This window comes from Oerskovia sp. NPDC060338 (genome assembly GCF_042726295.1).
Classification (GTDB): Bacteria; Actinomycetota; Actinomycetes; order Actinomycetales; family Cellulomonadaceae; genus Oerskovia; species Oerskovia merdavium.
Genome location: NZ_JBHXCQ010000011.1, coordinates 104,160 through 116,485, shown reverse-complemented (window position 1 = coordinate 116,485; position 12,326 = coordinate 104,160). Strand labels below are relative to the sequence as shown.

The following is a 12,326-nucleotide window of genomic DNA, read 5'->3' as shown; positions in this document are numbered from 1 at the left end:
GGTGGGGGGCCTCGCGGGCCCGCCGCGGGGGGCCCCCCCCCCCCCCCCCCGGGGGGGCCCCCCCCCCCCCCGGGGGGGCCCCCACGCCGGCGAGTAGGCGGGAAGGCCCGGCGGTCAGGTTGCCGGGTGGACGGCCGGACAGCACGGCGCGAAGCAGGTCGCGTCGTACGGGCGGTGGGTGGGGCCGGACCGCGTGGGTACCCAGCGACCCGCCGTGGGCGGTCAGGCCGCGTGCGTGCGCAGCGGAACGGGTTCGAGCAGCACGGGGAAGTTCACGGACCGGGCCAGGAAGCAGTGGTCGTGGGCCCGGCGGTGGACCTCGGCGACCGCCTCGTCGGTGACCTCGGGGCCGTCGTCGACGACGACGTGCGGATGCAGCGTGACGTCCGTGAACTGACCTGCGCCCGCCGACTCGACCCGCATGGTCCCGGTGACCTCGTCCGAGTACTCGCGCACGACGATCCCCGCAGCCGACGCGAGGTGCAGGAACCACAGCATGTGGCACTGCGAGAGGCTCGCGACGAACAGCTCCTCGGGGCTGTACCGGCCGGGGTCCCCCCGGAACGCCGGGTCGGCGGACCCGGGCAGCAGCGGACGGCCGGCGAGGTCGATCTCGTGGTCACGGCTGTACGCGGTGTAGGTGGTGGTTCCGGTCTGGCCTGCGCCGGTCCAGCGGACGGTCGCGGCATAGGAGTGAAGGGCGCCCATGCGGTCACCCTAGCGGCCCGAGGCCCCGGGCGTGTGACGGGCGTCACGGTGAGCGGGTGCGGTCGCAGGTCACCCGGGGTGTGGGTGGGCTGACCTAGGCTGACGGACATGGCAGATCCGTCCTCGTACCGCCCCGCCCCGGGAGAGATCCCCACGTCGCCCGGTGTCTACCGGTTCCGTGACGAGCACGGCCGTGTGATCTACGTGGGCAAGGCCAAGAACCTGCGGGCGCGTCTCGGGAGCTACTTCCAGGACCTCACGAACCTCCACTACCGGACCCAGACCATGGTGACCACGGCCGCGTCGGTCGAGTGGACGGTCGTCGGGACCGAGGTCGAGGCGCTCGCGCTCGAGTACTCGTGGATCAAGGAGTTCGACCCGCGCTTCAACGTCAAGTACCGGGACGACAAGTCCTACCCGTACCTGGCCGTGACCCTGGGCGAGCAGTTCCCCCGGGCGCAGGTCATGCGTGGCGCCAAGCGTCCCGGGACCCGGTACTTCGGCCCCTACGGGCACGCCTGGGCGATCCGCGAGACCCTCGACCTGCTGCTGCGGGTCTTTCCCGTGCGCACGTGCTCCGCGGGCGTCTTCAAGAGGGCGCGGCAGACCGGACGCCCGTGCCTGCTCGGCTACATCGACAAGTGCTCGGCACCCTGCGTGGGACGTATCAGCCCGGAGGACCATCACGCGCTCGCCGAGGACTTCTGCGACTTCATGGCCGGTGACACGGCCAAGTTCATCCGCCGGGTCGAGGCGAAGATGAAGGAGGCCGCTGCCGCGATGGAGTACGAGCAGGCGGCGCGCCTGCGTGACGACATCCTCGCGCTCGAGCGCGCCATGGAGAAGAACGCCGTGGTGCTCGGCGACGCGACCGACGCGGACATCTTCGCCCTGGCCGGCGACGAGCTCGAGGCTGCGGTCCAGGTCTTCCACGTGCGTGGAGGGCGCATCCGCGGTCAGCGCGGCTGGATCGTCGAGAAGGTCGAGGACGTGACCGACGCCGAGCTCGTCGAGCACCTCCTCCAGCAGGTCTACGGTTCGGTCGACGAGTCCTTGGGCGACTCCTCGACGCCGTCGTCGAGCATCGTGCCCCGCGAGGTGCTCGTGCCGGTCCTTCCGCCCGACACCGAGCAGGTCGTGTCCTGGCTCACCGGGCTGCGCGGCGCCAAGGTCGACGTCCGCGTGCCCCAGCGCGGAGACAAGCGCGAGCTCGCCGCCACGGTGCACAAGAACGCCGAGCACGCGCTCGCGCTGCACCGCACGCGCCGCGCGGGCGACCTGACGACGCGCAGCCAGGCGCTCCGCGAGATCCAGGAGGCCCTGGGCCTCGAGACCGCGCCGCTGCGCATCGAGTGCTACGACGTGTCCACGACGCAGGGGACCCACCAGGTCGCGTCGATGGTCGTGTTCGAGGACGGGCTCGCGCGCAAGAGCGAGTACCGCCACTTCGCGATCCGTGGGCCCGAGGGCCTGGGCGCCCGTGACGACACGGCCGCGATGCACGAGGTCATCACGCGCCGCTTCAAGCGCTACCTCGCGGACCGGTCGCAGGCCAGCGACGTGGAGATGGACCTGGGCGCCGACGACGACACCGCGCGGGACGCGGACGCCCAGGCCGCGGGGTACGTCCCGCGGTCGGGCGAGGTCGGGGCCGACGCCCCGGCCGGGCGCGCAGCACGCTTCGCCTACCCGCCGAACCTCGTGGTGGTCGACGGCGGCCCGCCCCAGGTCGCGGCCGCGGCCAGGGCGCTCGCCGAGCTCGGCATCGACGACGTCGCGCTGTGCGGGCTCGCGAAGCGCCTCGAGGAGGTGTGGCTGCCCGGTGAGGACTACCCCGTGATCCTGCAGCGCAGCTCCGAGGGCCTCTACCTGCTCCAGCGCGTCCGCGACGAGGCGCACCGCTTCGCGATCTCCTACCACCGCAAGAAGCGGGGCAAGGCCATGACCGTCTCGGTCCTGGACGACGTGCCCGGTCTCGGGCCCGCTCGCAAGAAGGCCCTCCTCACGCACTTCGGCTCGCTCAAGCGGCTGCGGGCCGCGTCCGCCGAGGAGATCGCGACCGTGCCCGGCATGGGGGCCGCGACGGCCGCGGCCGTGGTCGCCGCGCTCGGCCCCGACCAGCCGCCGGCCCCGCCCGCTCCCGAGGAGACGGGCGTACGCACCGACGACCCGCCCGCCGCCACGACCACGACCACGGTGAGCGACACCGCGTCGGCGAGCGACGCCGTCGGGCCGGGTGAATCGTCCAGGGCGGACACGCCCGGGGCGCCCCCCACCGTGAGCGGGGCCGTCCCCGCGTGACCGGCTGGCATGCTGGGAGCATGAGCACCGAACCCTCGCCGACGACCGTCCCCCAGGGAATCCCCGCGATCGAGGCGACCACCCCGGCGCCCGAGCGCTCGGACGCCGAGGTCCTCGTCATCACGGGCATGTCCGGGGCGGGGCGAACGCGTGCTGCCGCGGTCCTCGAGGACCTCGACTGGTACGTCGTGGACAACATGCCACCCAAGATGCTCGTGCCGCTCGTCGACATGATGACGCGCGCGGGGTCGAGCGTCCAGCGCATCGCCGCGGTTGTCGACGTCCGCGGCGGCGGGTTCTTCACCGACCTGCTCGACGTCCTCAAGCACCTGCGCGACGCCGGCGTCTTCTACCGCATCCTGTTCCTCGACGCGTCCGACGAGGTGCTCGTCCGACGCTACGAGCAGGTCCGTCGTCCGCACCCCCTCCAGGGAGGGGGCCGGATCCTCGACGGGATCGCCGAGGAGCGACGCCTCGTCGCGAGCGTCGAGGAGCGCGCCGACGTCGTCATCGACACCTCGGACCTCAACGTCCACGACCTGGCGCGGGAGGTCCGCGCAGCCGTGGCCGAGGGCACACCGGACGCGCTGCGGATCAACATCGTCTCGTTCGGCTTCAAGTACGGGATCCCGCTCGACGCGGACCACGTCGTCGACATGCGGTTCCTCGCGAACCCCTACTGGATCACCGAGCTGCGTCACCTGACCGGCCGCGACAAGCCCGTGCGCGACTACGTCCTGGCGCGCCCGGGAGCCCTCGAGTTCATCGACCGGTACGTGAGCGCGCTCGAGCCCGTCCTGTCCGGCTACCTCGCCGAGGAGAAGCGCTACGTGACCATCGCGGTCGGTTGCACGGGTGGCAAGCACCGCTCGGTCGCGGTCTCGGAGGAGCTCGCCAAGAAGCTCCGGGCACAGGGCCAGCGCGTGACGGTGACCGCCCGAGACCTCGGCAAGGAGTAGGCGTGACTCTCAGCAACCCCGCGGTCGTGGCGCTCGGCGGAGGCCACGGCCTGTCGGCGACGCTGTCCTCGCTGCGGCTCATGACGGACCGCATCACCGCGGTCGTGACCGTCGCGGACGACGGTGGCTCCTCCGGGAGGCTGCGTTCCGAGCTCGGCGTGCTGCCGCCGGGCGACCTCAGGATGGCGCTCGCGGCCCTGTGCGACGACTCCGAGTGGGGGCGTACCTGGAGCTCGGTCCTGCAGCACCGGTTCTCCTCGAGCGGCGACCTCGACCAGCACGCGGTCGGGAATCTGCTCATCGTGGCCCTCTGGGAGCTCCTGGACGACCCCGTGGCAGGGCTCGACTGGGTGGGCAAGCTGCTCGGGGCCCGCGGCCGGGTGCTGCCCATGGCCGCCGTGCCGCTCGGCATCGAGGCGGACGTGCGCACCGGGGACGGGCTGTCGACGATCGTGGGCCAGAGCCAGGTCGCCGTGACGCACGCACGCATCGAGCAGCTGCGCCTGGTCCCTCCCGACCCGCCCGCCTGCCCCGAGGCCGTGGAGGCCGTGCGGTCCGCGGACTGGGTGATCCTCGGTCCGGGCTCCTGGTACTCGTCGGTCATGCCACATCTGCTCGTCCCCGACCTCGCGCACGCGCTGCACGAGACCGCGGCCCGCCGCTGCGTCGTGCTCAACCTCTCGAGCGACACGGGCGAGACCTACGGCCTCACGGCGACCGACCACCTGGAGGCGCTGCACAAGCACGCGCCCGGGCTGCGGATCGACGCCGTGGTCGCCGACCCGAGCGCGGTCGAGGACATCGGGCTGCTGGCCGACGAGTCGGCGCGCATGGGTGCACGCCTCCTGCTCCGTCAGGTCGGGCGCTCCGACGGGACCCCGCGGCACGACGCGCTGCGCCTCGCCGCGGCTCTGCGGGACGTCTTCGACGGGTTCCTCGGCGACGTGGGGACGACGACGCGCTGACCGTCGCCCGCGTGGGGGAGTGCGGTCACGATCGTTGCCCGTTGATGGGAGGATGTCGCCATGGCGTTGACGGCACAGGTGAAGGACGAGCTCGCGCGACTCAAGGTGGACAAGACCTCCTGCCGCAAGGCGGAGGTCTCGGCCATGCTGCGATTCTCCGGTGGGTTGCACATCATCTCCGGTCGCATCGTGATCGAGGCCGAGCTGGACACGGCGATCGCCGCGCGTCGGCTCCGGCAGACGATCAGCGACGTGTACGGGCACACGAGCGAGCTGATCGTGGTCTCGGCCGGCGGCTTGCGCCGGGGGAGCCGGTACGTGGTGCGGGTCGTCAAGGACGGCGAGTCGCTCGCGCGTCAGACGGGCCTGCTCGACAACCGTGGTCGGCCCGTGCGCGGGTTGCCGCCGCAGGTGGTGTCGGCCGGGGTCGGCGAGGCCGAGGCCGCGTGGCGCGGCGCGTTCCTCGCGCACGGTTCGCTGACGGAGCCGGGGCGCTCGTCCGCTCTCGAGGTCACGTGCCCGGGGCCGGAGGCCGCCCTCGCCCTGGTCGGCGCTGCCCGACGCCTGGGCATCTCGGCCAAGGCGCGCGAGGTCCGCGGGGTGGACCGTGTGGTCATCCGCGACGGCGAGGCCATCAGCGCGATGCTCACGCGGCTGGGGGCCCACGAGACCGTGGTCGTCTGGGAGGAGCGGCGCCAGCGGCGCGAGGTGCGTGGCACGGCCAACCGGCTCGCGAACTTCGACGACGCCAACCTGCGGCGCTCGGCACGCGCGGCGGTCGCGGCCGGGGCCCGTGTCGAGCGGGCCTTCGAGATCCTCGGACCGGACCTGCCCGACCACCTGCGCGAGGCCGGCGAGCTGCGCCTCGCGCACAAGCAGGCGTCGCTCGAGGAGCTGGGTCAGCTGGCCGAGCCGCCGTTGACCAAGGACGCCGTCGCGGGCCGCATCCGACGCCTCCTCTCGACCGCGGACAAGCGGGCTGCGGAGCTGGGCATCCCCGACACCGAGGCCGGTCTGAGCCCGGACCTGCTCGACGTCTGAGCACCCACCCGTGGGTGGACGAGGGGCGCGCACCGGACGGTGCGCGCCCCTCGTCGTGCGCCGAGCGCCTCGCACGCCGTGGAGTGCGGTCCGGGCGGTGTGATGACGCTGGTGTGACGTGCGTCTCGGGCCTCCATCACGTTCCCACGCTTCGTGCAAGGTCGTCTCAGATCAGGTCTCAGGTCACGTGTCGGGCCGCTTTGGGTATAGGCTCGGGGATGTCAGGTGACAAAGACGTGCTCCTTCACTGAGGTCTTCGGGACCCTTTGAGTCGCAGCTGTCGCTGAGGCTCCGAGTTCCCGGGATCACGCCGTCAGGCATTCAGTGGGGGAGTACTTCGCCGTTCACCACCTACGTACGCCGTAGTACGTGATCGTTCGGCATCAACCGTGTGCGTCGGGAACACCGGCGCGCCCTGAGGAGGGCATTGTGACCATCCGCGTCGGTATCAACGGCTTCGGTCGTATCGGACGTAACTTCTTCCGCGCCATCATTGCGTCGGGGGCTGACATCGAGATCGTGGGTGTCAACGACCTCACGGACAACAAGACGCTCGCGCACCTGCTGAAGTACGACACCGTCCTGGGTCGTTTCCCGCTGAGCGTCGACTTCGACGACAACAACATCATCGTCAACGGCAAGGCCATCCGCGCCCTCGAAGAGCGCGACCCGGCGAACCTGCCCTGGGCCGAGCTCGGTGCGGACATCGTCATCGAGTCGACCGGTTTCTTCACCGACGCGACCAAGGCCAAGGCTCACCTCGAGGCCGGCGCCAAGAAGGTCATCATCTCCGCTCCGGCGAAGAACGAGGACGGCACGTTCGTCGTCGGCGTGAACCACGAGCAGTACGACCCCGCGACGCAGCACATCATCTCCAACGCGTCGTGCACCACGAACTGCCTCGCCCCGCTGGCCAAGGCGCTCAACGACGCGATCGGGATCGAGAACGGTCTCATGACCACGATCCACGCGTACACGGGTGACCAGAACCTGCAGGACGGCCCCCACAAGGACCTGCGTCGCGCCCGTGCGGCCGCGCAGAACATCGTCCCCACCTCGACCGGTGCGGCCAAGGCCGTCTCCCTCGTGCTCCCCGAGCTCAAGGGCAAGCTCGACGGCTACGCGCTCCGCGTCCCCGTCATCACGGGCTCGGCCACGGACCTCACCTTCGTCGCCTCGAAGGAGGTCACGGTCGAGGAGGTCAACGCCGCGGTCAAGGCTGCTGCCGAGGGCGCGCTCAAGGGTGTTCTCGAGTACGTCGAGGACGAGATCGTGTCCTCGGACATCGTGACCAACCCGCACCAGAGCATCTTCGACTCGAAGCTGACCAAGGTCTCGGGCAACCAGGTCAAGGTCGTCTCCTGGTACGACAACGAGTGGGGCTACTCGAACAGCCTCGTCGCCCTCACGCAGTACGTGGGTGTGCGTCTCTGATCTCCGTCTCTTCGACGTGAGGTGAATTCTGCGTCCGCGTGCGTGGCCGGCCCGGTTGGCCGCCCATGCACGCGGACGCAGTCATGTGTGACGTGACCTGTTTCGACCTGTTCAGACCAGGAGTGTGCTCATGAAGACCATCGACTCCCTCGGCGACCTGCGCGGCAAGCGCGTGCTCGTCCGCTCGGACTTCAACGTCCCCCTCGACGGGACGACCATCACGGACGACGGCCGCATCCGCGCCGCGCTCCCCACGCTCAAGCGTCTGACCGACGCCGGTGCGAAGGTCGTCGTGACCGCGCACCTCGGGCGTCCCAAGGGTGAGCCGGACGCCAAGTACTCCCTCGCCCCCGTCGCAGCCCGCCTCGGCGAGCTCCTCGGCGCGCCGGTGACGCTCGCTGCCGACACCGTCGGCGAGTCCGCCCGTGCCACGGTCGCCGCCCTCGGCGACGGCGAGGTCGCGCTGCTCGAGAACATCCGCTTCGACCCCCGTGAGACCTCGAAGGTCGACGCCGAGCGCGAGTCGCTCGCCGCGGACCTCGCAGCCCTCGCGGACGCGTACGTGTCGGACGGGTTCGGCGTCGTGCACCGCAAGCAGGCCTCGGTCTACGACATCGCCAAGGTGCTGCCGTCCGCGGTCGGCGAGCTCGTCCTCAAGGAGGTCGACTCCCTGAAGAAGGCGACCGAGGACCCGGCCCGCCCCTACGTCGTCGTGCTCGGCGGCTCGAAGGTCTCCGACAAGCTCGGTGTCATCGCCAACCTGCTGACCAAGGCGGACCGCCTGCTCATCGGTGGCGGCATGGTCTTCACCTTCCTCGCGGCCAAGGGCTACTCGGTGGGCAACTCGCTCCTCGAGACGGACCAGATCGAGACGGTCAAGGGCTACCTCGCGGACGCCGAGAAGGCGGGCGTCGAGATCGTCCTGCCGACCGACATCCTCGCCGCGGACTCGTTCGCCGCCGACTCGCCCTACGAGGTCGTGCCCGCGGACGCGATCCCGGACGGCAAGATCGGCCTGGACATCGGCCCCGAGTCGGCCAAGCTCTTCGCGAGCAAGATCGTCGACGCCAAGACGGTCGTCTGGAACGGCCCTGCGGGCGTCTTCGAGTTCGAGGCGTTCTCGGGCGGTACGCGTGCCGTGGCGCAGGCCCTGGTCGACGCGACCGCGAACGGCGCGTTCACGATCGTCGGTGGCGGCGACTCCGCCGCGGCCGTGCGCATCCTCGGCTTCGACGAGGCCGGATTCAGCCACATCTCGACCGGTGGCGGCGCGAGCCTGGAGTTCCTCGAGGGCAAGTCCCTCCCGGGGCTCGCAGTCCTCGAGGCCTGACCCCACCACCGCAGCCTCACGGCTCACAGAAGGTAGACACACCATGACTGATGCACGTACCCCGCTCATCGCGGGCAACTGGAAGATGAACCTGGACCACCAGGAGGCCATCCACACGGTCCAGAAGCTCGCCTGGGCCCTCAAGGACGCCAAGCACGACTTCTCGGCCGTCGAGGTCACGGTGCTCGCGCCGTACACGGACCTGCGCAGCGTCCAGACGCTGGTCGACGCCGACAAGCTCGAGCTGACCTACGGCGCGCAGGACGTCTCCCAGCACGTCTCGGGTGCCTACACGGGCGAGATCTCGCCCGTGTTCCTGAGCAAGCTGGGCGTGACCTACGTGGCGATCGGCCACTCGGAGCGTCGTCAGTACCACGGCGAGGACGACGCGCTCGTCAACGCCAAGTCGAAGGCGGCCCTTGCTCACGGCCTGATCCCGATCATCTGCGTCGGCGAGGCGCTCGAGATCCGCAAGGCGGGCGAGCAGGTCTCCTACACGCTCGCGCAGGTCGACGGCGCGCTCGAGGGCCTCTCGGCCGAGGACGCCGCCAAGGTCGTCATCGCGTACGAGCCCGTCTGGGCCATCGGCACGGGCGAGGTCGCCACCCCGCAGGACGCGCAGGAGGTCGCGGGCGCGATCCGTGCCCGTCTCGCGGAGCTCTACTCGACCGAGGTCGCCGACGCCGTGCGCGTCCTGTACGGCGGTTCGGTCAAGTCGTCGTCGATCGCCGAGCTCATGAAGGAGCAGGACGTCGACGGTGCACTGGTCGGTGGCGCGAGCCTCGACCCCGAGGAGTTCGCGAAGATCGCGCGCTTCCAGTCGCACCAGACCGGGGCCTGATTCCCCCTGCTGCCGGGTCGCGCCGCACGCGCGACCCGGCAGCGCGGCCACCGCTCGTGCGGTGGTCGCGGCCGGGCGGACCGGCGTCGGTTCCCCGCTGGACCGGGCGACGTGGCCCGCAGTGCGGAACGGTTCGTCGGAACGGCCCCTCGTCACCTACCCTTGTCCTCTGTGCCGCACCTGCACCCGCAGGTCGGTCCAGGACACCCGTGCGGTCCCTCTCGACTTCTCGACGTGGACCCAAAGAGCCAAGGACGTACTCGTGGACGCGCTGCGCATCATTCTTCAGATCCTGCTGGTCATCACCAGCGGCTTCTTGACCCTGCTCGTGCTCATGCACAAGGGCAAGGGCGGCGGCCTCTCGGACATGTTCGGTGGCGGCATCTCGAGCAGCGCCGGCAGCTCCGGCGTGGCCGAGCGCAACCTGAACCGCATCACGATCACGTTCGCCATCACCTGGACCGTCGTGATCATCCTCCTGGGGCTCATCCAGAAGGTCAGCTGACCCTCGCCGCCACGGCGGCAGGGAAGTGGAACCGGTCCGGCTCGCGGCCCGGTCGGAAGTCGGGGGAGTGAAGTCGTGGCTGGTGGCAGTGCTATCAAGGGGTCTCGCGTCGGGGCAGGCCCGCTCGGAGAGACGGAACGGGGCGACGTCGCCCCGCGCATCTGGGTTTCCTACTGGTGTGCCAACGGACACGAGACGCGCCCCAGCTTCTCCTCCGAGGTGGAGATCGTCACGCCCGAGACCTGGGACTGCCCGCGCTGCGGGCTGCCCGGCGGGCAGGACCAGGCGAACCCGCCGAGCGCGCTGCGCAACGAGCCGTACAAGACGCACCTCGCGTACGTGAAGGAGCGTCGCAGCGACGAGGACGGTGTGGCGCTCCTCGACGAGGCGCTCGCCGCTCTCCGCGCCCGTCGTAGCCGCCGCTAGCGCTCGCCGCAGCCGGTCAGCACAGCACAGCGGGGCCCGTCCGATCATCGGACGGGCCCCGCTGTGCTGTGCTGACCGGGGCCGGGACCGCCGGGCCAGCGCTCGACGGTCCCGGCCCTCAGGAGATGGTGCTGCTCGCTGCCAGGTCGACCAGCCACAGCGTGCGCTGCGTACCGACCGCGCCAGCAGCCGGCGTGGTCTCGACGGGATCCCCGGCCAGGGCGGACGCGACGGCAGGGGCCTTCTCGGCGCCCGCGGCGACGACCCAGACCTCCTGCGCTGCCTGGATCGCGGAGAACGTCAGGGACACGCGCTCGGGCGGCGGCTTGGGGGAGTCGTGGACTCCCGTCGCGGCTCCCTCGGCTGCGAGCCCTGCGTTGCCCGGGAAGAGCGACGCCACGTGCCCGTCCGGCCCCATGCCCAGCAGGAGGACGTCGAACGCGAGGTGTGCGGAGCCGTCGGGCGTGAAGCGCGAGAGCTCGTCGGCGTAGAGCGCCGCCGACTCCTCGGGGGACCCGACGCCCTCGCCCGGCGCAGCCATGACGTGCACGTTCTGCGCGGGAAGGGTCGGCAGGTGGTCGAGGAGGGCCTCGCGTGCCTGCGTCTCGTTGCGCTCGGGGTCGCCCGTCGGCAGGAAGCGCTCGTCGCCCCACCACACGTGCACGCCGGTCCAGTCGACCGCGTCGCGCACGGGGTGCGCGGCGACGGCCGCGAGCGAACGGATGCCGACCGTCCCGCCCGTGAGGACGACGTGGACGGGCGTGCGCACGGACTGGATGTCGAGGATGCGGGTCAGCAGGCGCGAGGCGACGGCCTCGGCGAGCACGCCCGCGTCGGGGTGCACGACGACGAGGCGCGCCCCGTGCGCGCGGGCCTCGGTCCCCGCGTCGGTCGTCATTCGCCGATCCTTGCCAGGCCCTTGGTGAGGACCTCGCCGTAGACCTCGTCCGGGTCCAGCCGGCGCAGCTCCTCGGTGAGGCACTCCTCGAGCTGGCGCAGCGGCAGCGAGATGCGCCGGTCCGGCTGGCCGGGCTGCGTCAGGGTCACGATGCGCCCGTCCGGTCGGGACAGGACGACGGCGCCGCCCTTGCGCTCGAGGGTCACCTTCGTGATCCCCTCGACCCCGCGCCGACGGACGAGCCGGACCGGGCACCGGAGCTGCTGGGCCAGCCACGCCGCGAGGATGTCGACCGAGGGGTGGTGCTCCTCGCCCTCGACCTCCACGGCCGTCACGGACTCGTAGGGCGGCTGGTCGAGCGCGGCCGCGATGAGCCCGCGCCACAGGGTCACGCGCGTCCACGCGAGGTCGGTGTCTCCCGGGTGATGGCTCTTGCTCAGGTGCTGGAGCGTCTGGAGGGACTTGCCCGCGTTGACGGCGTCGGTGATGCGACGGTGGGCCATCTGGCCGACGGGGTCCGCCGAGGGGTTGTCGGGCGTCTCGCGGGGCCACCAGGCGACGATCGGGGCGTCGGGGAGCAGGAGCGGCATCACGAGGGTGTCGGTGTGCGCGACGAGCGGGCCCGAGGGGCGCAGGATGATGACCTCGCTGGCCCCCGCGTCACCGCCGATGCGGATCTGGGCGTCGAGGCGCGCCGTCGAGCGCTTGTTGGCCGGCGCGACGACCACGACGCGGCAGGGGTGCTCGCGCGAGGCGCCGTTGGCGGCGGCGACCGCGTCCTCGACGTCGGCCTCCTCGGCCAGGACCACGAGGGTCAGGACACGCCCGAGGGCGACCGCGCCACCCTCGTCACGCAGCTTCACGAGGCGCTTGTTGACCGCATTGGTCGTCGTCTCGGGGAGATCGATGATCATGAGG

12 protein-coding genes are annotated in these 12,326 nt (G+C 71.3%); 9 read left to right on the top strand and 3 right to left on the bottom strand.

What is annotated here, in order from left to right; all coding sequences use genetic code 11:
• Nucleotides 1–222 precede the first annotated feature (222 nt).
• Nucleotides 223–708 carry an OsmC family protein gene (locus ACFWGN_RS14625; protein WP_377617733.1) on the bottom strand — a complete coding sequence of 162 codons (486 nt, stop codon included), beginning with the start codon at nt 706–708 and terminating at the stop codon, nt 223–225.
• A gap of 108 nt (nt 709–816) precedes the next feature.
• On the opposite strand from ACFWGN_RS14625, the gene uvrC reads away from it, so the two are divergent.
• The 9 genes from uvrC (at nt 817) to ACFWGN_RS14580 (ending at nt 10,510) form a co-directional block, all read left to right on the top strand.
• Entirely contained in the window at nt 817–3,009 is a 2,193-nt protein-coding gene (gene uvrC / locus ACFWGN_RS14620) for an excinuclease ABC subunit UvrC (protein WP_377617731.1), read from the top strand.
• A 20-nt stretch (nt 3,010–3,029) separates the two neighbouring features.
• Nucleotides 3,030–3,968 carry an RNase adapter RapZ gene (gene rapZ, locus ACFWGN_RS14615; protein ID WP_377617729.1) on the top strand — a complete coding sequence of 313 codons (939 nt, stop codon included), beginning with the start codon at nt 3,030–3,032 and terminating at the stop codon, nt 3,966–3,968.
• Nucleotides 3,969–3,970: 2 nt separating this feature from the next.
• On the top strand, nt 3,971–4,933 hold the full coding sequence (gene yvcK / locus ACFWGN_RS14610) for a uridine diphosphate-N-acetylglucosamine-binding protein YvcK (protein ID WP_377617728.1): 963 nt from the start codon (nt 3,971–3,973) through the stop codon (nt 4,931–4,933).
• A gap of 60 nt (nt 4,934–4,993) precedes the next feature.
• Nucleotides 4,994–5,974 (top strand): DNA-binding protein WhiA, encoded by a 981-nt coding sequence (gene whiA, locus ACFWGN_RS14605; RefSeq protein ID WP_191805771.1) that lies wholly within the window; start codon nt 4,994–4,996, stop codon nt 5,972–5,974.
• A 429-nt stretch (nt 5,975–6,403) separates the two neighbouring features.
• Complete coding sequence (gene gap / locus ACFWGN_RS14600) at nt 6,404–7,408, top strand: type I glyceraldehyde-3-phosphate dehydrogenase (protein ID WP_377617726.1); 1,005 nt, start codon at nt 6,404–6,406, stop codon at nt 7,406–7,408.
• Nucleotides 7,409–7,538: 130 nt separating this feature from the next.
• Nucleotides 7,539–8,738 (top strand): phosphoglycerate kinase, encoded by a 1,200-nt coding sequence (locus tag ACFWGN_RS14595; RefSeq protein ID WP_191805773.1) that lies wholly within the window; start codon nt 7,539–7,541, stop codon nt 8,736–8,738.
• 43 nt (nt 8,739–8,781) lie between these two features.
• Nucleotides 8,782–9,579: a triose-phosphate isomerase gene (tpiA, locus tag ACFWGN_RS14590; protein WP_377617725.1), complete on the top strand. Its 798-nt coding sequence runs from the start codon at nt 8,782–8,784 to the stop codon at nt 9,577–9,579.
• 262 nt (nt 9,580–9,841) lie between these two features.
• Entirely contained in the window at nt 9,842–10,084 is a 243-nt protein-coding gene (gene secG / locus ACFWGN_RS14585) for a preprotein translocase subunit SecG (protein ID WP_056651589.1), read from the top strand.
• A gap of 75 nt (nt 10,085–10,159) precedes the next feature.
• The gene (locus ACFWGN_RS14580; protein WP_056651591.1) at nt 10,160–10,510 is read left to right on the top strand and encodes an RNA polymerase-binding protein RbpA; all 351 of its coding nucleotides are present in this window, start codon (nt 10,160–10,162) and stop codon (nt 10,508–10,510) included.
• A gap of 118 nt (nt 10,511–10,628) precedes the next feature.
• Here ACFWGN_RS14580 and pgl read toward each other — a convergent pair whose 3' ends face one another.
• Nucleotides 10,629–11,408: a 6-phosphogluconolactonase gene (pgl, locus tag ACFWGN_RS14575; RefSeq protein ID WP_377617722.1), complete on the bottom strand. Its 780-nt coding sequence runs from the start codon at nt 11,406–11,408 to the stop codon at nt 10,629–10,631.
• Nucleotides 11,405–12,322 (bottom strand): glucose-6-phosphate dehydrogenase assembly protein OpcA, encoded by a 918-nt coding sequence (gene opcA, locus ACFWGN_RS14570; RefSeq protein ID WP_056651597.1) that lies wholly within the window; start codon nt 12,320–12,322, stop codon nt 11,405–11,407. Before opcA ends, pgl begins: the two co-directional genes overlap by 4 nt.
• Between the last annotated feature and the right edge of the window lie 4 nt (nt 12,323–12,326).

Bases quoted from the DNA above. Each gene is read 5' to 3' on its own strand.
- ACFWGN_RS14625 (WP_377617733.1), bottom strand. From the start codon at position 708: ATGGGCGCCCTTCACTCCTATGCCGCGACCGTCCGCTGGACCGGCGCA.
- uvrC (WP_377617731.1), top strand. From the start codon at position 817: ATGGCAGATCCGTCCTCGTACCGCCCCGCCCCGGGAGAGATCCCCACG.
- rapZ (WP_377617729.1), top strand. From the start codon at position 3,030: ATGAGCACCGAACCCTCGCCGACGACCGTCCCCCAGGGAATCCCCGCG.
- whiA (WP_191805771.1), top strand. From the start codon at position 4,994: ATGGCGTTGACGGCACAGGTGAAGGACGAGCTCGCGCGACTCAAGGTG.
- ACFWGN_RS14595 (WP_191805773.1), top strand. From the start codon at position 7,539: ATGAAGACCATCGACTCCCTCGGCGACCTGCGCGGCAAGCGCGTGCTC.
- tpiA (WP_377617725.1), top strand. From the start codon at position 8,782: ATGACTGATGCACGTACCCCGCTCATCGCGGGCAACTGGAAGATGAAC.
- pgl (WP_377617722.1), bottom strand. From the start codon at position 11,408: ATGACGACCGACGCGGGGACCGAGGCCCGCGCGCACGGGGCGCGCCTC.
- opcA (WP_056651597.1), bottom strand. From the start codon at position 12,322: ATGATCATCGATCTCCCCGAGACGACGACCAATGCGGTCAACAAGCGC.